This window comes from Massilia sp. 01N410 (genome assembly GCF_056399665.1).
The window spans coordinates 1-18,750 of record NZ_JBFTRV010000030.1; the positions used below are offsets into that span (position 1 = coordinate 1).

17 protein-coding genes and 1 other RNA gene are annotated in these 18,750 nt (G+C 63.9%); 13 read left to right on the top strand and 5 right to left on the bottom strand.

What is annotated here, in order from left to right:
• Positions 1-368 precede the first annotated feature (368 nt).
• Positions 369-727, bottom strand: a transfer-messenger RNA (tmRNA) gene (ssrA, locus tag AC1DOP_RS25765).
• A gap of 163 nt (positions 728-890) precedes the next feature.
• On the opposite strand from ssrA, the gene AC1DOP_RS25770 reads away from it, so the two are divergent.
• Entirely contained in the window at positions 891-1,742 is an 852-nt protein-coding gene (locus AC1DOP_RS25770; RefSeq protein ID WP_477254107.1) for a class I SAM-dependent methyltransferase, read from the top strand.
• A gap of 49 nt (positions 1,743-1,791) precedes the next feature.
• Here AC1DOP_RS25770 and AC1DOP_RS25775 read toward each other — a convergent pair whose 3' ends face one another.
• From AC1DOP_RS25775 to ompA, 4 genes are all read right to left on the bottom strand, one after another.
• Positions 1,792-2,427 carry a glycine zipper 2TM domain-containing protein gene (locus AC1DOP_RS25775; protein WP_442123653.1) on the bottom strand — a complete coding sequence of 212 codons (636 nt, stop codon included), beginning with the start codon at positions 2,425-2,427 and terminating at the stop codon, positions 1,792-1,794.
• A 110-nt stretch (positions 2,428-2,537) separates the two neighbouring features.
• Entirely contained in the window at positions 2,538-3,245 is a 708-nt protein-coding gene (locus AC1DOP_RS25780) for an HAD family hydrolase (protein ID WP_477254110.1), read from the bottom strand.
• 11 nt (positions 3,246-3,256) lie between these two features.
• Positions 3,257-3,976, bottom strand: coding sequence for a bifunctional 2-polyprenyl-6-hydroxyphenol methylase/3-demethylubiquinol 3-O-methyltransferase UbiG (gene ubiG / locus AC1DOP_RS25785; RefSeq protein WP_477254112.1), 720 nt, complete (start codon positions 3,974-3,976; stop codon positions 3,257-3,259).
• 104 nt (positions 3,977-4,080) lie between these two features.
• Positions 4,081-4,797 carry an outer membrane protein OmpA gene (gene ompA / locus AC1DOP_RS25790; RefSeq protein WP_442123656.1) on the bottom strand — a complete coding sequence of 239 codons (717 nt, stop codon included), beginning with the start codon at positions 4,795-4,797 and terminating at the stop codon, positions 4,081-4,083.
• Positions 4,798-5,204: 407 nt separating this feature from the next.
• Here ompA and gyrA point away from each other — a divergent pair, with 407 nt between their 5' ends.
• From gyrA to lapB, 12 genes are all read left to right on the top strand, one after another.
• Positions 5,205-7,820, top strand: a complete 2,616-nt coding sequence (gene gyrA, locus AC1DOP_RS25795; RefSeq protein ID WP_442123657.1) for a DNA gyrase subunit A — start codon at positions 5,205-5,207, stop codon at positions 7,818-7,820.
• Between the two features lie 206 nt (positions 7,821-8,026).
• A complete protein-coding gene (locus tag AC1DOP_RS25800) occupies positions 8,027-8,584 on the top strand; it encodes a DUF2059 domain-containing protein (RefSeq protein WP_442123658.1) in 558 nt (185 codons plus the stop codon).
• Between the two features lie 13 nt (positions 8,585-8,597).
• A complete protein-coding gene (gene serC / locus AC1DOP_RS25805; protein ID WP_442123659.1) occupies positions 8,598-9,686 on the top strand; it encodes a 3-phosphoserine/phosphohydroxythreonine transaminase in 1,089 nt (362 codons plus the stop codon).
• Between the two features lie 143 nt (positions 9,687-9,829).
• Positions 9,830-10,900: a prephenate dehydratase gene (gene pheA, locus AC1DOP_RS25810; protein ID WP_442123660.1), complete on the top strand. Its 1,071-nt coding sequence runs from the start codon at positions 9,830-9,832 to the stop codon at positions 10,898-10,900.
• A 30-nt stretch (positions 10,901-10,930) separates the two neighbouring features.
• A complete protein-coding gene (hisC, locus tag AC1DOP_RS25815) occupies positions 10,931-12,034 on the top strand; it encodes a histidinol-phosphate transaminase (RefSeq protein ID WP_477254115.1) in 1,104 nt (367 codons plus the stop codon).
• Positions 12,035-12,940, top strand: a complete 906-nt coding sequence (locus AC1DOP_RS25820; RefSeq protein WP_477254117.1) for a prephenate dehydrogenase — start codon at positions 12,035-12,037, stop codon at positions 12,938-12,940. It abuts the gene before it with no gap.
• Positions 12,937-14,268 carry a 3-phosphoshikimate 1-carboxyvinyltransferase gene (gene aroA / locus AC1DOP_RS25825; RefSeq protein ID WP_477254119.1) on the top strand — a complete coding sequence of 444 codons (1,332 nt, stop codon included), beginning with the start codon at positions 12,937-12,939 and terminating at the stop codon, positions 14,266-14,268. Before AC1DOP_RS25820 ends, aroA begins: the two co-directional genes overlap by 4 nt.
• Positions 14,269-14,282: 14 nt before the next feature.
• Entirely contained in the window at positions 14,283-14,945 is a 663-nt protein-coding gene (gene cmk, locus AC1DOP_RS25830; RefSeq protein ID WP_442123664.1) for a (d)CMP kinase, read from the top strand.
• A 91-nt stretch (positions 14,946-15,036) separates the two neighbouring features.
• Positions 15,037-16,743: a 30S ribosomal protein S1 gene (gene rpsA / locus AC1DOP_RS25835; RefSeq protein WP_442123665.1), complete on the top strand. Its 1,707-nt coding sequence runs from the start codon at positions 15,037-15,039 to the stop codon at positions 16,741-16,743.
• A 19-nt stretch (positions 16,744-16,762) separates the two neighbouring features.
• On the top strand, positions 16,763-17,068 hold the full coding sequence (locus tag AC1DOP_RS25840) for an integration host factor subunit beta (RefSeq protein WP_008446215.1): 306 nt from the start codon (positions 16,763-16,765) through the stop codon (positions 17,066-17,068).
• A 175-nt stretch (positions 17,069-17,243) separates the two neighbouring features.
• Positions 17,244-17,546: a LapA family protein gene (locus tag AC1DOP_RS25845; RefSeq protein WP_230027580.1), complete on the top strand. Its 303-nt coding sequence runs from the start codon at positions 17,244-17,246 to the stop codon at positions 17,544-17,546.
• A gap of 28 nt (positions 17,547-17,574) precedes the next feature.
• Positions 17,575-18,750: a lipopolysaccharide assembly protein LapB gene (gene lapB / locus AC1DOP_RS25850; RefSeq protein WP_442123666.1), complete on the top strand. Its 1,176-nt coding sequence runs from the start codon at positions 17,575-17,577 to the stop codon at positions 18,748-18,750.

The following is an 18,750-nucleotide window of genomic DNA, read 5'->3' on the forward strand; positions in this document are numbered from 1 at the left end:
GCTCGCGGGCTCGCCGCGGTGCGGCTCGACACCCCCGCTCGCCCCTCGTCCGTGCCGGACGAGGATTCGATTTCCTTCTGCTCATGCGAGTATTCAAAAACAAAGCCCCACCGGCTTGCGCCGGCAGGGCTTTTGTTTGAATAGTGGTGAAGGTAAGGCACAGTCGCTGCGCGACTGCTTAGCCAGGCGAATCGGGCGGCTTGGCGCTTGCAAGCGCCAAGCCGCTCGCGGGCTCGCCGCGGTGCGGCTCGACACCCCCGCTCGCCCCTCGTCCGTGCCGGACGAGGATTTGATTTCCTTCTTCTCATGCGAGTATTCAAAAACAAAGCCCCACCGGCTTGCGCCGGCAGGGCTTTGTTTTTGAATACTGGTGGAGGCGGAGGGAATCGAACCCTCGTCCGCAAGCACTCTACAGACAGTTCTACATACTTAGCACTATCTTTTAATTTAACCAGTACAACGGGGATGTGCACCCTGTGTACAAGCGAGTCACCTTAAATTTCGGAAGCAACCAAGTGACCCAGTTGATTCCTAGCCTCTGTAAATGACTCTACTTGCCTTGCGGCTCACCCCAGAGGCGAGGTGATGTAGAGCTAGCAGCGATTAGGCTGCGAGTGCGTACGAGTTATCGTTTGCAGTTATTGATTTCTGGATGTATTTACGAGGTAACCAGTCCTCGGTATGCCCTGCGCTGCTTTGCAACCCACGTCGAAACCAGGTCGCCCCCCAACGAAGAACTACCATTGTACTCCAAACCGAGGCGGTGTGCAGTGATACGGATCTCTCCGAGAACACACGAAAATGTTAACTTTCGATAGATTTTCATTGTCAAATCCGAACTATCATGCATGGTTGCTGGAGACGGCTCGATGACACTGAACGGAGAGAATATGGCATGTATCGTCTGCGGTACGCCGCAAACCGCTGGTTTGGCTGGATGGCATGCGTCCTGCCACGAATGTGGGTACGAAAGTGCCGCTCTGCAAGGAGCGATCAACGAGAAGACGGCGGGGGCACCGGTCGACGAGGATGAGCGCGAGCTGGGCCTGAAGGCGCTGCGCCAGGAGAACTTCCGCGACATCGTCGACATCGCGGTCTGCCTGGCTCGGCCGGGTGCGCGCAAGCTGCTCGACGTCGGCTGCGCGCATGGCTGGTTCCTCGAGACGGCGCGCGAGCGTTTCGAGGCGCTGGGGATCGAGCCGGATGCCGTGGTCGGCGGACGCACGGCGGCGCGGGGCTTGCCGGTGCGTCAGGGATATTTTCCGGATGCGCTGGAGGCCGGCGAACGCTTCGACGTCATCGTCTTCAACGACGTCATCGAACACATTCCCGACATCCGCGCCGCGCTCGACGCCTGCCATGCGCGCCTGGAGGAGGGCGGCTTGCTGATCCTTAACCTGCCCAACAGCGCAGGCTTCTTCTATCGGCTGTCGAAGACCTTTGCGCGGATGGGCTGGCGCAGCCCTTTTGAGCGCCTGTGGCAGAAGGACCTGCCTTCGCCCCACGTCCATTACTTCCGTCCCACTAACCTGGAGCGTCTGGTGTCCCGGCACGGTTTCGAGCGCCTGCATTCCGGCGAACTGCCTTCGCTGCGCGCCAAGGGCTTGCTGGAGCGTATCCGCTGCGCCGGCAATATCTCCGGGCCCTCGCTCTACCTGCAATACGCCGCCGTGATGTGCGCGCTTCCGCTGCTGCGCCTGTTCCCGAGCGACATCATCGTCAGCGTGTTCCGCAAGACGTAAAAAAGCCGCGGGCTTGCGCATCCGCGGCTTTCCTTCAGGGGACCGGCGATCAGCGGTTGATCATCTGGTTGCCGATCATGCCGCCGCCGATGATGCCGGCCACGGTGGCGAGCTTGCGGCCGTTGCCGCTGCCGACCTGGTTACCGATCAGGCCGCCGATCACGGCGCCGGTGCCGATGCCGACGTAGTTCGGCTGCGGTGCCGGACGCGGTGCCGGGGCGTAGTAATCGTCACGGGCATAGCTGTGGTGGGCGACGGTGCGCGGACGCGGTGCAGCCTGTTTCACCGGCACTTCCTTGATCACGGTTTCCTTGATCACCACCGGAGCCGGGGCGGGCGCCGGCTGGACTGCCACCTGTTGACCATATGCCGGCTGGCCATAGCCCGGCTGCGCGTAGGCGGCCGGCTGGACGTAGCCTGCAGCCACCGGCTGGGCGTAGCCGACAGGCGCCTGCTGCACGCCCTGAGGCGCGACGGGGGCGGCGACCGGGGCCAGTGCGCCGGCGTAGCCAGGCGCGGCCTGGGAGCTCATCAGCGCGGCCGGCTGGGCTTGCGGAGCGCTGTTCGAGCTCGGCAGGATGCCGGTGATGGCGGCGGCGCCGGCCAGGCTGACGACGATGACCGACACGGCGGCGCCGGCCATCAGCGGGTGGATACGGTTGGTGGTGGTCTTGATCGCTTCCATGTTCTCTGCTCCCGAAACGTTGCGTTGTTGTATGGGAGTAGATTAATGGCGGGAGTCACGCAGAGATAGACTCATCCCTGTATCAATCGTAAAGATATGTAAGCGCTTGATCAGGCCGATGCTTCGGCAGTACGGGCGGCGTCGATCACGTCGCGCAACACCTGCAGCAGGTGCAGCGGGTTGTCGAGCAGGTAGTCGGCGCCCCAGGTTGCGGGCGGAATCTCGCCGCAATAGCCCCAGCCGCAGGCGACCGTGACCATGCCGGCGGCGCGGCCGGCTTCGACGTCGCGCAGGTCGTCGCCGACGTACCAGCATTCCTCGGCCGCCAGGCCCAGCAGGCGCGCGCCTTCCAGCAGCGGGGCCGGGTGGGGCTTGGCGAAGGCGGTGGTGTCGCCGGAGACGACACAGCCGGCGTGCGCCAGGCCGATCTGCGGGATCAGCGGGTCGGTGAAGCGCATCGGCTTGTTGGTGACCACGCCCCAGGCCATGCCGGCCTGCTCGATGCCGTTCAATAGCTCGGACACGCCGTCGAACAGGCGGCTCTCGACCGCCATCGCCGACTGGTAGCGGTCGAACCATTGCAGGCGCAGTTCTTCATAGCCCTCGTCACCCGGCGCCAGGCCGAAGGCGGCGCCGATCATGCCGCGTGCGCCGGCCGAGGCGGTCGGGCGCAGCACCGCGTAGGGCGTCGGTTCGAGGCCGCGCTCGGTGCGCAGCCAGTTGACGGCGGCGGCGAGGTCGGGCGCGGTATCGGCCAGGGTGCCGTCGAGGTCGAACAGGACGGCGCGCGGCACGGGCAGGCGGGAGGGAAAGGTCATGCAGTATCGTCTTAAAGCGGCTTGGTGCAGGCCACCATGTAGTTCACATCGGTGTCCTGGTTCAGCGAGTAGATCTTGGTCAGCGGGTTGTAGCTCAGCCCCTTCAGGCCTTCGACCTGCAGGCCGGCGGCGCGGATGAAGCTGGAGAGCTCGGCCGGCGTGATGAACTTGGCGTAGTCGTGGGTGCCGCGCGGCAGCATGCGCAGCACGTACTCGGCGCCGATCACCGCGAACAGGTAGGACTTCGGATTGCGGTTCAGGGTCGAGAAGAACACGTGGCCGCCCGGTTTCACGAGGGTCGCCGCGGCGCGCACGATGGCGGCCGGATCGGGCACGTGCTCGAGCATTTCCATGCAGGTGACGACGTCGAACTGGCCCGGTTCCTCGGCGGCCATGTCTTCGGCGGCGATGAGCTTGTAGCGCACCTCGATGCCCGATTCCAGGCTGTGCAGGTCGGCCACTTTCAGGGCCTTCTTCGACAGGTCGATGCCGGTCACTTTCGCGCCCTTGCGCGCCATCGATTCCGACAGCACGCCGCCGCCGCAACCGATGTCGATCACGTTCTTGCCGCTCAGGGGCACGCGCGCGTTGATCCATTCCAGGCGCAGCGGATTGATCTCGTGCAGCGGGCGGAACTCGGACGTCGGGTCCCACCAGCGGTGGGCCAGCTCGCTGAACTTCTGGATTTCCAAGGGGTCGGCGTTGGCCGTCGTCGATGCTTGCGTAGTCATAGGTGCGAATAATAGCGGAAATGCCGCCGTGCTACGGTTGGGTTGGCGAAAAAAAACCCCGCCGAAGCGGGGTTTGTCCGGGGCGTCAGCCCGCCAGCGGCAGATTACTGCTGCTGGGTGCCGCGGGTGCCGACCACTTCGATTTCCACGCGGCGGTTCTTGGCGCGGCCTTCGGCAGTCTTGTTGTCGGCCACAGGCTGCTTCTCGCCCTTGCCTTCGGTGTAGATGCGGTTCGATTCCACGCCCTTGCCTTGCAGGTAGGCCTTGACGGCTTCAGCGCGGCGGACCGACAGCTTCTGGTTGTAGGCATCGGTACCGATCGAGTCGGTGTGGCCGACGGCGATGATGACTTCCAGGTTGATGTCCTTCAGCTTCGAGACCAGGTCATCCAGCGATGCCTTGCCGGCCGGCTTCAGCACGGCTTTGTCGAAGTCGAAGAAGGCGTCAGCCGAGTAGCTCACTTTTTCCGAGGTCGGGACCGGAGCCGGAGCCGGTGCCGGAGCAGGTGCCGGGGCCGGAGCTTCGACCGGCGGTGGCGGCGGCGGCGCGACGCACTTGCCGTTTTCCAGTTTCTCAGGCGCCACGCACAGCGGTGCGTCGCAGCCTGGGACCGCGTCGGCCGGGGTCCAGTAGCCGGTACGCCAGCACAGGCCGAAAGGATTGCGCGCGATCACGCCGCGGGCATCCTGAACGTAAGCGCTGTAAGGCGTCGGCGCCTGGATGTCGGTCGTCAGCGGCGCGTACGGCGGAGCGCTTTGCGCGAAAGCGCTGCCTGCCATCGCGGCCGAGGCTGCGAGCATGAGGGTTGCCAGTTTTTTCATATTTTTTCTTCCTTTCGGTAAATTCTTCCCGCCGCGAAACTTGCGCGCCGATGCGCATGATGTGAGCACGTGGGCAGAATATTAACACTTGCACGGACGTGTCTGTTTCGCATTGTGAAACGAGCAATTAACATCTCGGCCATTTTGCCACATACGCTACATCCGCACGACCGCGGAAAGCCCATTTGCTGCGCATGCGATTTCTCTCGTTGTTTCTGCGCAACAACGTAATTGTGAACGGATCGCAAGCTTGACGAAAGTTTATTACAAGCATGTGTCAGATTAGCAAACGTGCACACGCAAGCCGAGCTGGACTTGCTTTCAAAATGCACTGCTGATATAGCGCGCGTGGTAAAATCTACCCCTTGGAAACTTAAATTTCACGGCCCAAAACAGCCGACCCGCCAATGGATCAATTCGCAAAAGAAACAATTCCAATTTCCCTGGAAGAAGAAATGCGCAAGAGCTACCTCGATTACGCGATGAGCGTGATCGTGGGCCGTGCTCTGCCGGACGCGCGCGACGGTCTCAAGCCGGTGCACCGCCGTGTGCTGTTCGCGATGCACGAGATGAACAACGTGTGGAACCGCCCGTACCTCAAGTGCGCGCGCGTGGTCGGCGAGACCATGGGTAAGTTCCACCCGCATGGCGATGCCTCGATCTACGACACCCTGGTGCGTATGGCGCAGGACTTCTCGCTGCGCTACACCCTGGTCGACGGGCAGGGGAATTTCGGTTCGATCGACGGCGACAGCGCTGCGGCGATGCGTTACACCGAGTGTCGCCTGGACAAGATTTCCCAGGAGCTGCTGGCCGATATCGACAAGGACACCGTCGACTTCCAGCCGAACTATGACGGCAAGGAAAAAGAACCGACCGTCCTGCCGACCCGTATCCCGAACCTGCTGGTCAACGGCTCCTCCGGTATCGCGGTCGGCATGGCGACCAACATTCCGCCGCACAACCTGTCCGAAGTCATCAACGGCGCGCTGCACGTGCTGAGGAATCCGGACTGCACGATCGACGAGCTGATCGAGCTGATCCCGGCGCCGGACTTCCCGACCGCCGGCATCATCTACGGCGTGTCCGGCGTGCGCGACGGTTATCGCACCGGCCGCGGCCGTGTGGTGATGCGCGCCAAGACCCACTTCGAAGAGTACGGCAAGGACGGCGGCCGCGTGGCCATCATCGTCGACGAGCTGCCGTATCAGGTCAATAAAAAGTCGCTGCTCGAGCGCATCGCCGAGAACGTGCGCGACAAGAAGCTGGAAGGCATCTCCGACATCCGCGACGAGTCCGACAAGTCGGGCATGCGCGTGGTGATCGAGCTGAAGCGCGGCGAAGTGCCGGAAGTGGTGCTGAACAACCTGTACAAGCAAACCCAGTTGCAGGACACCTTCGGCATGAACATGGTGGCCCTGGTCAACGGCCAGCCGAAGCTGCTGAACCTGAAGCAGATGCTGGAAAGCTTCCTGTCGCACCGCCGCGAAGTGGTCACCCGCCGCACCGTGTTCGAACTGCGCAAGGCGCGCGAACGCGGCCACATGCTGGAAGGCCTGGCCGTCGCGCTGGCGAACATCGACGAGTTCATCGCCATCATCAAGGCCGCGCCGACCCCGCCGGTCGCCAAGGTCGAGCTGATGCAGCGGACCTGGGATTCGTCCCTGGTGCGCGAGATGCTGAGCCGTACCGAACTGGGCGCATCCGGCGGCATCGACGCCTTCCGTCCGGAACACCTGCCGAAGCACTACGGCATGCAGCCGGATGGCATGTACCGCCTGTCCGACGAGCAAACCCAGGAAATCCTGCAGATGCGCCTGCAGCGCCTGACCGGCCTGGAGCAGGACAAGATCGTCAACGAGTACAAGGAAGTGATGCTCCACATCGCCGACCTGCTCGACATCCTGTCCAAGCCGGAACGCGTCACCGCGATCATCGTGGACGAAATGGGCCAGATCAAGGCCGACTACACCGAGAACGGCAAGGATGCACGCCGCTCGGCCATCGAGCACAACGCCAGCGACCTCGAAACCGAAGACCTGATCACCCCGCAGGACATGGTGGTGACCCTGTCGCACACCGGTTACATGAAGTCGCAGCCGATCTCGGAATACCGCGCCCAAAAGCGCGGCGGCCGCGGCAAGCAGGCGATGGCGACCAAGGACGAGGACTGGATCGACCAGCTGTTCATCGCCAATACCCACGACTACATCCTGTGCTTCAGCAACCGCGGCCGGATGTACTGGCTGAAGGTGTGGGAAGTGCCGCAGGGCTCGCGCAACTCGCGCGGCAAGCCGATCGTGAACATGTTCCCGCTGCAGGACGGCGAGAAGATCACGGTGGTGCTGCCGCTGTCGGGTGAGAACTCGAGCTTCCCGGAAGATCACTACGTCTTCATGGCAACCAGCCTGGGTACCGTCAAGAAGACCCCGCTGAAGGACTTCAGCAACCCGCGCAAGGCCGGCATCATCGCGGTCGACCTGGACGAGGGCGACTTCCTGATCGGCGCCGCGCTTACCGACGGCAAGCACGACGTGATGCTGTTCTCGGACGCCGGCAAGGCCGTGCGCTTCGACGAGAACGACGTGCGCCCGATGGGCCGTACCGCGCGCGGCGTGCGCGGCATGAACCTGGAAGAAGGCCAGAACGTGATCGCGCTGCTGGTGGCCGAGAACGAACAGCAGTCCGTGCTCACCGCCACCGAGAACGGCTTCGGCAAGCGTACCCCGATCTTGGAGTACACCCGCCATGGCCGCGGCACCAAGGGCATGATCGCGATCCAGACCACCGAGCGTAACGGCAAGGTGGTGGCCGCGACCCTGGTCGACGAAACCGACGAGATCATGCTGATCACGACCGGCGGCGTGCTGATCCGCACCCGCGTGGCCGAGATCCGCGAGATGGGCCGCGCGACCCAGGGCGTGACCCTGATCGCGGTGGAGGACGGCACCAAGCTGTCCGGCCTGCAGCGCGTGGTCGAGAGCGACGTCGACGAGGTGGAGCTGGAGCCGGCGCCGGAATAAGGCGCGTCCCAGCCATCGAAACGGCCCCTGCAGCGATGCACGGGCCGTTTTTCATTTGACGCATTCGGCGGCGGATTGCTGCAATGCGGCGAAAAATGGTCCGCCCTGAGGATTTTTTGCAAGTTTCGTGCGAAAATCAGGTTCCCCGTCACTGCTGCCATGACGCCAACAGGCTCGCCCACGGGCCGTCCATCCAAAGGATCATCATGAAAAAAACGCTCGCCGCCATCGCTTCCACCTTCATTCTGAGCTGCGCACCCGCTTTCAGTCTGGCGGCGGCGCCGGTGCCGTCCGCCGATCCGGCAGTGGTCGCGGCGACCAGGGAGATGCTGGCGGCAATGAAGGTGCGCGAGATGATGACCGGCATGCTGGCGCGCATGGAGCAGCAGATGCCGGCGCAGATGCGGTCGACGATGACGGCCTCGATCAACGGCAATCCCAACCTGGACGCCGCCCAGAAGGCCGAGCAGCTGAAGAAGCTCGACGAGGCGACCCAGGCCGCGGCCGTCCAGGCGCATACGCTGTTCGCCGATCCGACCCTGGTCGACGACATGCTCGCGGAAATGGTGCCGCTGTATGCGGAAACCTATACGCTGGACGAGATCCGCCAGCTGACTGCCTTCTACACTTCGCCGCTGGGCCAGAAGATGCAGGCCAAGATGCCCGAGCTGATGACCCGCAGCATGGAGATCAGCCAGCGCGTGATGATGCCGCGAATCCAGAAAGCCATGGCGCAAAGCCACCAGGCTCTCGGCGGGAAGTGAGGCAACAGGCACGATGACCCAGGTTTTCAATTTTTCCGCCGGCCCGGCCGTCCTCCCGAAGGAAGTTCTCCAGCAGGCCGCCGCCGAGATGCTCGACTGGCACGGCAGCGGCATGTCGGTGATGGAGATGAGCCACCGCGGCCCCGAATTCATCTCGATCTACGAGCAGGCCGAAGCCGACCTGCGCGAACTGCTGAACGTCCCGTCCAACTACGAGATCCTGTTCATGCAGGGCGGGGGACTGGGCGAGAATTCCCTGGTGCCGCTGAACCTGGCCGGCCGCAAGCCCCAGCCGGCCACCATCGATTTCGTGCAGACCGGTTCCTGGTCCAGCAAATCCCTGAAGGAAGCGCGGCGCTACGCCAACGTCAACATCGCCGCCTCCGGCGAGGCGAGCGGCTTCACCACGGTGCCGCCGCAGGAAAGCTGGAAACTCAGCAGCGACGCCGCCTACCTGCACGTCTGCACCAACGAGACCATCGACGGCGTCGAATTCAATTTCGTCCCGACCGTGCAGGGCGAGACCCCGCTGGTGGCCGACATGTCCTCGCACATCCTGTCGCGCGCCGTCGACGTCTCGAAATACGGCGTGATCTTCGCCGGCGCCCAGAAGAACATCGGCCCGGCCGGCCTGACCCTGGTGATCGTGCGCGACGACCTGCTGGACCACGCGCTGCCGATCTGCCCCGGCGTCTTCAACTGGCGTGCGGTGGCGGATGCCGACTCGATGCTGAACACGCCCCCGACCTACGCGATCTACATCGCCGGCCTGGTGTTCGCTCACCTGAAGCGGCTGGGCGGCGTGGCCGAGATGGAACGCCGCAATATCGAAAAAGCGCGCCTGCTGTACGAGGCGCTGGATGCCGACGATTTCTACCGGAATCGCGTGGCGCCCGATTGCCGTTCGCGCATGAACATACCCTTCTACCTGCGCGACGAATCCCTGAACGACCAATTCCTGGCCGGCGCCAAGGCGCGCGGGTTGCTGCAACTGAAGGGCCACAAGTCCGTCGGCGGTATGCGGGCATCGATCTACAACGCGATGCCGATCGAGGGCGTGCATGCCCTGGTCGATTATTTGAACGAGTTTGCCGGGCGCTGATCACCCGACGTCATTCCCGCGCAGGCGGGAATCCAAGTTTGTCGAGCAGTCGAGATGCATGCAGAACTTGGGTTCCCGCCTTCGCGGGAAGTCGGTTCCGGTAGTGTCGGGAACGACGGGCAAACGATAATCATGAGCAAACAATGACAGACAAATTACAACCCCTGCGCGAACAGATCGATGCGATCGACGCGCAAATCCTCGAACTCCTGAGCCGCCGCGGCAAGGTGGCCCAGGAGGTCGGCCACGTGAAGGCAGAAACCAATGCGCCGGTGTTCCGCCCGGAGCGCGAAGCCCAGGTTCTGCGCAAGGTCGCCGAGAACAATCCCGGTCCACTGAAGGACCAGGACGTGCAGACCATCTTCCGCGAGATCATGTCGTCCTGCCGCGCGCTGGAAAAGCGCATCACGGTCGCCTATCTCGGCCCCACCGGCACCTTCAGCGAGCAGGCCGTGTTCCAGCACTTCGGCAGCGCCGTCGAAGGCCTGCCCTGCGTGTCGATCGACGAAGTGTTCCGCGCCACCGAGGCCGGCACCGCCGACTACGGCGTGGTGCCGGTCGAGAACTCGTCGGAAGGCGCGATCAACCGCACCCTCGACCTGATGCTGGCCACCACCGCCATCATCAGCGGCGAAGTCTCGATCCCGGTCCACCACAGCCTGATGAGCAAGACCGGCAGCATGGACGGCGTGAGAGTCGTGTGCGCGCATTCGCAGGCCCTGGCCCAGTGCCAGGCCTGGCTCAACCTGCACCACCCGAACGTCGAGCGCCGCGCCGTCGCCTCGAACGCCGAAGCCGCCGTGCTGGCCAGCCAGGATCCGACGATCGCAGCGATCGCCAGCGAGATGGCGGGCGAGCAGTACAAGCTGGGCGTGGTGCAAGCCCACATCCAGGACGATCCGCACAACCGCACGCGCTTTGCCGTGATCGGCTGCCAGGCGACCGGCCCGTCGGGCCAGGACCGCACCTCGCTGGTGCTGGCGGTGCCGAACAAGGCAGGCGCCGTCTACAATCTGCTGGCCCCGCTGGCCAGGCACGGCGTGTCGATGACCCGTTTCGAGTCGCGCCCGGCGCGCATCGGCACCTGGGAATACTACTTCTACGTCGACGTCGAAGGGCACCTGCAGGATGCGGCCGTCGCCCGCGCCCTCGAGGAGCTGAAAGCCAACGCCGCCTTCTTCAAGGTGCTCGGCTCGTATCCGCTAGGCTTGTAATCCATTTTTCATTTGTCATCGAGAGTCCCCATGTCGCAATTCGGTCCAGAATACGTCCGTGCCATCGCCCCTTACCAGGCGGGCAAACCCATTTCCGAAGTCGCCCGCGAGTTCGGCCTGGATGAAGCCAATATCGTCAAGCTGGCATCCAACGAGAACCCCTTCGGCGTGCCGGAATCGGCCAGGCAGGCCATGGCCGCCGCCGCCGCGGAACTGGGCCGCTATCCGGACGCCAACGGCTTCGAGCTGAAGGCCGCGCTGGCCAAGCGCTACGATGTGCCGGCCGACTGGATCACCCTCGGCAACGGCTCCAACGATATCCTGGAGATCGCCGCCCACGCCTTCGTGCAGAAGGGCCAGGCGGTGCTGTACTCGCAGTATTCGTTTGCCGTGTACGCGCTGGCGGCCCAGGGCGTGGGCGCGCGCGGCATCGTGGTGCCGGCCAGGGACTACGGCCACGACCTCGATGCGATGGCGGCCGCGATCGATGCGGACACCAAGCTGGTCTTCATCGCCAATCCGAACAACCCGACCGGCACCTTCATTTCGGCGCCCGAGATCGAAGCTTTTCTCACCAAGGTGCCGGCCAATGTCGTCGTCGTGCTGGACGAGGCCTACAACGAATACCTGGAACAGAAGGACCAGTTCGAGTCGACCCAGTGGGTGCGCAAGTTCCCGAACCTGATCGTCTCGCGCACCTTCTCGAAGGCCTACGGCCTGGCCGGCCTGCGCGTCGGCTTCGCGATCGCCCAGCCGGCGGTGACCGACCTGATGAACCGCATCCGCCAGCCCTTCAACGTGAATTCCCTGGCCCAGGCCGCGGCCATCGCCGCCCTGAACGACAAGGAATTCCTGCAGAAGGGTGCCGAGAACAACCGCGCCGGCTACAAGCAGCTGACCGCCGCCTTCGACGAGCTCAAGCTCGAGTACGTGCCCTCGCACGGCAACTTCGTGCTGGTGAAGGTGGGCGAGGACGAAGGCGCGGGCGCGCGCGTGAACGTGGCGCTGCTGAAGCAGGGCGTGATCGTGCGTCCGGTCGGCGCCTATGGCCTGCCGCAGTGGCTGCGCATCTCGATCGGTTTGCCGGAAGAGAATGCACGCTTTATCGAAGCACTGCGCGAGGCACTGGCCTGAATGTTCGATAAAGTCGTCATCGTCGGCGTCGGCCTGATCGGCGGCTCCTTCGCCCTCGGCCTGAAGGCGGCCGGCGCGGCGCGGCGGATCGTCGGGCTGGAGCGTTCCGGCGCGGCGCTGGAGAGGGCGGGGCAGCTCGGCATCATCGACGAAGCCTGCACCGATCCGCGGCAGGCCCTGCGCGGCGCCGACCTGGTGCTGCTGGCGGCGCCGGTGGCCCAGACCGCCCGCATCCTCGAATCGCTGCTGCCCTGGCTGGAGCCGCATACCATCGTCACCGACGCCGGCAGCACCAAGGCGGACGTGGTCGCCAGCGCGCGCGCCGTGCTCGGCGAACGCATCGCCCAGTTCGTGCCCGGCCACCCGATCGCCGGCCGCGAATCGAACGGTCCGGACGCCGCCATCCCCGATCTCTACCGCGGCAAGAAAGCCGTGCTGACGCCGCTGCCGGAAAACCAGCAAGCGGCAGTCGACAAGGTGGCCGCCGCCTGGCGCGCCTGCGGCGCCATCATCCACGTCCTCGGGCCGGAAGAGCACGACAAGGTGTTCGCCGCCGTCAGCCACCTGCCGCACCTGCTGGCCTACGCGCTGGTCGACGATATCGCCAACAAGCCGCATGCGGACCTGTTGTTCCAGTATGCGGCCAGCGGCTTCCGCGACTTCACCCGGATCGCCGGCTCTTCACCCGAGATGTGGCGCGACATCAGCCTCGCCAACCGCGACGCGCTGCTCGGTGAGCTGGATGCCTATCTGGCACAATTGAATGGCCTGCGCGCGCGCCTGCTTGATGCCGATGGCGTCGCGCTGGAAGCGGTCTACGGCAATGCCCAGCGCGCCCGCCGCGCATGGATCGAAGCGATCGAAGCCGCCGAAAAACCGCCCGCACCGGAATCAGGAACAGAATGAGCCAAGCAAAACACTACCCCGAACACCTCGACCTGGAACCCGTGATGCACGTGGAAGGCGCCGTGCGCCTGCCGGGTTCGAAGAGCATTTCCAACCGTACCCTGCTGCTGGCCGCGCTCAGCGAGGGCACGACCACCATCCACGACCTGCTGGCCTCGGACGACACCCTGGTGATGCTGGGCGCCCTCAAGTCGCTCGGCATCGAGTGGGAGCAGCTGGACGAGCGCACCCACGTCGTGCACGGTGCCGGCGGGCAGCTGCCCATTCATGAAGCGGACCTCTTCATGGGCAATGCCGGCACCGCGATCCGTCCGCTGACGGCGGCCCTGGCCGTGATCGGCGGCGATTACACCCTGCACGGCGTGCAGCGCATGCACGAGCGCCCGATCGGCGACCTGGTCGACGCCCTGAACGCGGTCGGCGCCCAGATCGAGTACCTGGGTGCCCCGGGCTATCCGCCGCTGCGGATCCGCCGCGGCCACATCCACGCCGACCGCATGTCGGTGCGCGGCAATGTCTCGAGCCAGTTCCTGACCGCGCTTCTGATGGCCGCGCCGCTGATGGCGAAAGACCGCCCGGTGACCATCGAGGTGGAAGGGGAGCTGATCTCCAAGCCTTACATCGAGATCACGCTGAACCTGATGCGCCGCTTCGGCGTGACGGTCGGGCAGGACGGCTGGGCATCCTTCACGGTGCAGCCGGGCCAGCGCTACCATACTCCCGGCACCATCCACGTGGAGGGCGATGCCTCGTCCGCCTCCTATTTCCTGGCGGCCGGCGCGATTGCCGGCGGTCCGGTGCGGGTCGAGGGGGTGGGTCGCGACAGCATCCAGGGCGACGTGCGCTTCGCCGACGCGCTCGAGCAGATGGGCGCGACCATCGTCAAGGGCGACACCTGGATCGAGGCCCGTTCGAACGGCGTGCTGAAAGCCATCGACGCCGACTTCAACCACATTCCGGACGCCGCCATGACGATCGCCGTGGCCGCGCTGTACGCCGACGGCACCAGCACCCTGCGCAACATCGCCAGCTGGCGCGTGAAGGAAACCGACCGCCTGGCCGCGATGGCGACCGAGCTGCGCAAGGTTGGCGCGATCGTGGAGGAGGGCCCGGACTATATCCGCGTGACCCCGCCGGCCGAGCTGCAGCCGGCCACCATCGACACCTACGACGACCATCGCATGGCGATGTGCTTCTCGCTGGCTTCGCTGGACGGCAAGGCGCGGCGCGGCAATGCCATGCGCATCAACGATCCGAAGTGTGTGGCCAAGACCTTCCCGGATTACTTCGAGACGTTTGCGTCGATTGCCAAAGAAGAATTATTCTGACGAACAAGCTACGTATGCCCCATTCAAATATTCCCGTCATCACCGTCGACGGCCCGACCGCGTCCGGCAAGGGCACGGTGGCCCACCGGGTGGCCGACCACCTGGGCTTCCACCTGCTCGATTCCGGCGCCCTGTACCGCCTGACCGCGCTGTCGGCGCTGCGCCGCGGCACCATCCTGTCGGACGAACACGCGGTCGCCAAGGTGGCCGAACACCTGCCGGCCCGTTTCAACGGCGGCCACATCTACCTGGGCACGGAGGACGTCAGCAATGCGATCCGCGCCGAGGAAGTCGGCAATACCGCCTCGAAGATCGCGGCGCTGCCGGCGGTGCGCCAGGCCCTGTTCGGGCTGCAGCTGGGCTTTCGCCAGACCCCGGGACTGGTGGCCGACGGGCGCGATATGGGGACCGTCATCTTCCCTGGCGCCAAGTTGAAAGTGTTTCTGACGGCAAGTGTCGAGGCGCGTGCGCAACGCCGGTATAAGCAATTGATTGACAAAGGGTTTTCTGCTAATATGGACGATCTGCTGGCGGATTTGCAGTCCCGCGATGCGCGCGATACCCAGCGCGCCGTGGCGCCGCTGGTCCCGGCAGAGGGTGCGCATATCCTCGATACCTCGGAGATGACCGTGGAAGACGCGGTTGCCCAGGTGCTCGGCTGGTGGGCGCACGGCTAGTGGTGCCCGGGGAGTGTTTCCCGGGTGTGTTTCAACCTGACCCAGTTCAGAGGGCATATCGCCGTTCTGCTGGCTAACCTTTCAAAAACTCATGGCTACTGCAGCAAATCAAGATACCGGCATGGAAAGCTTCGCAGCACTCTTCGAAGAGTCGCTGTCGCGTCAAGACATGCGTTCGGGCGAAGTCATTTCGGCCGAAGTCGTGCGTCTGGATCACAACTTCGTGATCGTCAACGCCGGCCTGAAATCGGAAGCTTTCATTCCTATCGAAGAATTCAAGAATGACCAGGGCGAACTGGAAGTCAACGTGGGTGACTTCGTTTCCGTGGCCATCGAATCGCTGGAGAACGGTTTCGGCGATACCATCCTGTCGCGCGACAAGGCCAAGCGCCTGGCATCGTGGCTGGCTCTGGAAAAAGCAATGGAATCCGGTGAAATCGTCACCGGTACCGTCAACGGTAAAGTCAAGGGCGGCCTGACCGTCCTGACCAACGGCATCCGCGCATTCCTGCCGGGTTCGCTGGTCGACACCCGTCCGGTCAAGGACACCACCCCGTTCGAAGGCAAGACCCTCGAATTCAAGGTCATCAAGCTGGACCGCAAGCGTAACAACGTCGTGCTGTCGCGTCGCGCCGTCATCGAAGCATCGATGGGCGAAGAGCGTGCGAAGCTGATGGAAACGCTGAAGGAAGGCACCGTGGTCACCGGCGTCGTCAAGAACATCACCGACTACGGTGCGTTCGTCGACCTGGGCGGCATCGACGGCCTGCTGCACATCACCGACCTGGCATGGCGCCGTGTGCGTCACCCGTCGGAAGTCCTGACCGTCGGCCAGGAAATCACCGCCAAGGTCCTGAAGTACGATCAGGAAAAGAACCGCGTCTCGCTGGGCGTGAAGCAGCTGGGCGACGATCCGTGGACCGGTCTGTCGCGTCGCTACCCGCAAGGCACCCGCCTGTTCGGCAAGGTCACCAACCTGACCGACTACGGTGCGTTCGTGGAAGTCGAGCAGGGCATCGAAGGCCTGGTGCACGTCTCGGAAATGGACTGGACCAACAAGAACGTGGCTCCGAACAAGGTTGTCCAGCTGGGCGACGAAGTCGAAGTCATGGTCCTGGAAATCGACGAAGAGCGTCGCCGTATCTCGCTGGGCATGAAGCAGTGCAAGGCGAATCCGTGGGACGACTTCGGCATGACCCACAAGAAGGGCGACAAGGTCAAGGGTTCGATCAAGTCGATCACCGACTTCGGCGTGTTCATCGGCCTGCCGGGCAACATCGACGGCCTGGTGCACCTGTCGGACCTGTCCTGGACCGAAGCCGGCGAAGAAGCCGTGCGCAAGTTCAAGAAGGGCGACGAGCTGGAAGCCGTGGTTCTGGCAATCGACGTCGAGCGCGAGCGCGTCTCGCTGGGCGTGAAGCAGCTGGAAGGCGACCCGTTCAACAACTTCGCTTCGCTGAACGACAAGGGCACCCTGGTCACCGGCACCGTGAAATCGGTTGAGCCGAAAGGCGCCGTGATCGCCCTGAGCGAGGAAGTCGAAGGCTACCTGCGCGCTTCGGAAATCTCGCGTGACCGCGTTGAAGATGCCGGCACCCACCTGAAAGTGGGCGACAAGGTCGAAGCCCTGGTCATCAACATCGATCGCAAGGCACGCAGCATCCAGCTGTCGATCAAGGCCAAGGACAACGCCGACACCCAGGAAGCGATGAGCAAGCTGGCTTCGGACAGCAACGCTGCATCGGGCACCACCTCGCTGGGCGCCCTGCTGAAGGCCAAGCTCGACAACAAGGGTTAATTAACCTGGGAACGCGCAGATGACCAAGTCCGAGCTGATCAACCGCCTGGCTGAACGTTATTCCCAGCTGGTGGCCAAAGATGCGGAATACGCTGTCAAGACCATCCTCGATGCGATGACCAACGCCCTGGCGACCGGCCAGCGCATCGAGATCCGCGGTTTCGGCAGCTTCGCGCTGAACAGCCGGCCGCCCCGCATCGGACGCAATCCGAAGTCCGGCGACAAGGTGATGGTGCCCGAAAAACGGGTGCCCCACTTCAAGCCGGGCAAGCAGTTGCGCGAGCGGGTCGACGCGATGGTCGGGCAACCGATCATCGAAGACTGAGTCGTCTGCCGTTTGGCGGACAGAAACGGCGTCTCTTCGGAGATGCCGTTTTTTTTATGCCTGCCTATCCCTCGTCCCCGCCTGCGCGGAACGACGGATAGGCCCGCCTTTTGAAAACTCGTCTCAAATATGCGACACTGCGCCTTTGTAGCCACTCCTGACAGGACCTAATGAGATGAAGATTGTTTCAGCCATCCTTGGATGCATCCTGTTCGTCCTCTTTTTCGGCTTCGCCCTCAAGAACACCGATCAGGTGGACCTGCATTTCTTCCTGGGCTATGAACTGCGCGGACCGCTGGTATTGATGCTGCTGGCCTTCTTCATCGCCGGCGCCTTCCTCGGCATCCTGGCGGTGACGCCCACCGTGTTCCGCCACCGCCGCGAAAGCTCCCAGCACAAGAACACCATCCAGGCCCTGCAGAGCGCCGCCGGCACCGCCGCCAGCGCCCCGCAACCCGACAGCGTCACCCCGCGCTGAACCGTCGTAACAACAGAATAAGAATCACATGGAATTTGAAATCTGGTGGCTGCTCGGCATCCCCGTCTTTTTTGCCCTCGGCTGGATCGCCGCCCGCGTCGACATCAAGCAACTCGTGTCCGAATCGCGCAGCCTGCCACGCGGCTACTTCAAGGGCCTGAACTTCCTCCTCAACGAGCAGCCCGACAAGGCGATCGACGCCTTCATCGAGATCGTCAAGCTGGATCCCGAAACCGCCGAGATGCACTTTGCGCTCGGTAACCTGTTCCGCCGCCGCGGCGAGACCGAGCGCGCCATCCGCGTCCACCAGAACCTGCTGTCGCGTCCCGACCTGCCGATCGAGCAGCAGGTGCACGCCCAGTACGAACTCGGCATGGACTACCTGAAGGCCGGCCTGCTGGACCGCGCCGAGGAAACCTTCAACCTGCTGGTCGACACGCAATACGGGGTGCAGGCCCGGCGCGCGTTATTAGAAATTTTCCAGCGCGAAAAGGAATGGCGCCGCGCGATCGCCGCCGCCGAGGGGCTGCAGGAATCCGGCGCCGGCGCCCAGCACAAGGAAATCGCCCAGTTCTACTGCGAGCTGGCCCAGGATGCGCTGGTGCACATGCAGCCGGCCGACGCCATGCAGCTGCTCGACAAGGCCCTGCAGGCCGACCGCAAGAGCGTGCGCGCGACCATGCTGTACGGGGATGCCCAGACCGCCCAGGGCGACATCGAAGGCGCCCTCAAGACCTGGCGCCGCGTCGAGCAGCAGAGCGTGCCCCACGTGGCCCTGGTGGCGGCCCGCCTGATGGACGGCTACCGCAAGGTCGGCCGGCCCCAGGAAGGCGTGAACCTGCTGCGCTCCTACCTGGCGGAAGCGTCGTCGATTGATCTGATCGAGGTGGTGTTCAAGGCCGTCATCGAACTGAACGGCGTGGACGCTGCCAAACAGCTGGTGGTCGAAGAACTGCGCCGCAATCCGACGCTGCTCGGCCTGGACAAACTGCTCGAAGCACGCCTCATGGATGCGCCGGCGAATGTCTGGGAAGAGCTGTCGATGGTGAAGAACCTCGTCCACGGTTATACGCAGAAGCTCGCACGCTACCAGTGCAGCCACTGCGGTTTCAAGGCCCGCCAGTACTATTGGCAATGCCCGGGATGCAGCAAGTGGGAGACCTACCCGCCGCGCCGCACCGAAGAACTCAATGTGATGAATTAA

What these genes read in the sequence shown, in the direction of transcription:
- AC1DOP_RS25775 (WP_442123653.1), bottom strand. Translation starts at nt 2,427, where the DNA reads ATGGAAGCGATCAAGACCACCACCAACCGTATCCACCCGCTGATGGCC.
- AC1DOP_RS25845 (WP_230027580.1), top strand. Translation starts at nt 17,244, where the DNA reads ATGAAGATTGTTTCAGCCATCCTTGGATGCATCCTGTTCGTCCTCTTT.
- aroA (WP_477254119.1), top strand. Translation starts at nt 12,937, where the DNA reads ATGAGCCAAGCAAAACACTACCCCGAACACCTCGACCTGGAACCCGTG.
- ompA (WP_442123656.1), bottom strand. Translation starts at nt 4,797, where the DNA reads ATGAAAAAACTGGCAACCCTCATGCTCGCAGCCTCGGCCGCGATGGCA.
- AC1DOP_RS25770 (WP_477254107.1), top strand. Translation starts at nt 891, where the DNA reads ATGGCATGTATCGTCTGCGGTACGCCGCAAACCGCTGGTTTGGCTGGA.
- AC1DOP_RS25840 (WP_008446215.1), top strand. Translation starts at nt 16,763, where the DNA reads ATGACCAAGTCCGAGCTGATCAACCGCCTGGCTGAACGTTATTCCCAG.
- AC1DOP_RS25800 (WP_442123658.1), top strand. Translation starts at nt 8,027, where the DNA reads ATGAAAAAAACGCTCGCCGCCATCGCTTCCACCTTCATTCTGAGCTGC.
- lapB (WP_442123666.1), top strand. Translation starts at nt 17,575, where the DNA reads ATGGAATTTGAAATCTGGTGGCTGCTCGGCATCCCCGTCTTTTTTGCC.
- ubiG (WP_477254112.1), bottom strand. Translation starts at nt 3,976, where the DNA reads ATGACTACGCAAGCATCGACGACGGCCAACGCCGACCCCTTGGAAATC.
- pheA (WP_442123660.1), top strand. Translation starts at nt 9,830, where the DNA reads ATGACAGACAAATTACAACCCCTGCGCGAACAGATCGATGCGATCGAC.
- serC (WP_442123659.1), top strand. Translation starts at nt 8,598, where the DNA reads ATGACCCAGGTTTTCAATTTTTCCGCCGGCCCGGCCGTCCTCCCGAAG.
- AC1DOP_RS25780 (WP_477254110.1), bottom strand. Translation starts at nt 3,245, where the DNA reads ATGACCTTTCCCTCCCGCCTGCCCGTGCCGCGCGCCGTCCTGTTCGAC.
- AC1DOP_RS25820 (WP_477254117.1), top strand. Translation starts at nt 12,035, where the DNA reads ATGTTCGATAAAGTCGTCATCGTCGGCGTCGGCCTGATCGGCGGCTCC.
- cmk (WP_442123664.1), top strand. Translation starts at nt 14,283, where the DNA reads ATGCCCCATTCAAATATTCCCGTCATCACCGTCGACGGCCCGACCGCG.
- rpsA (WP_442123665.1), top strand. Translation starts at nt 15,037, where the DNA reads ATGGCTACTGCAGCAAATCAAGATACCGGCATGGAAAGCTTCGCAGCA.
- hisC (WP_477254115.1), top strand. Translation starts at nt 10,931, where the DNA reads ATGTCGCAATTCGGTCCAGAATACGTCCGTGCCATCGCCCCTTACCAG.
- gyrA (WP_442123657.1), top strand. Translation starts at nt 5,205, where the DNA reads ATGGATCAATTCGCAAAAGAAACAATTCCAATTTCCCTGGAAGAAGAA.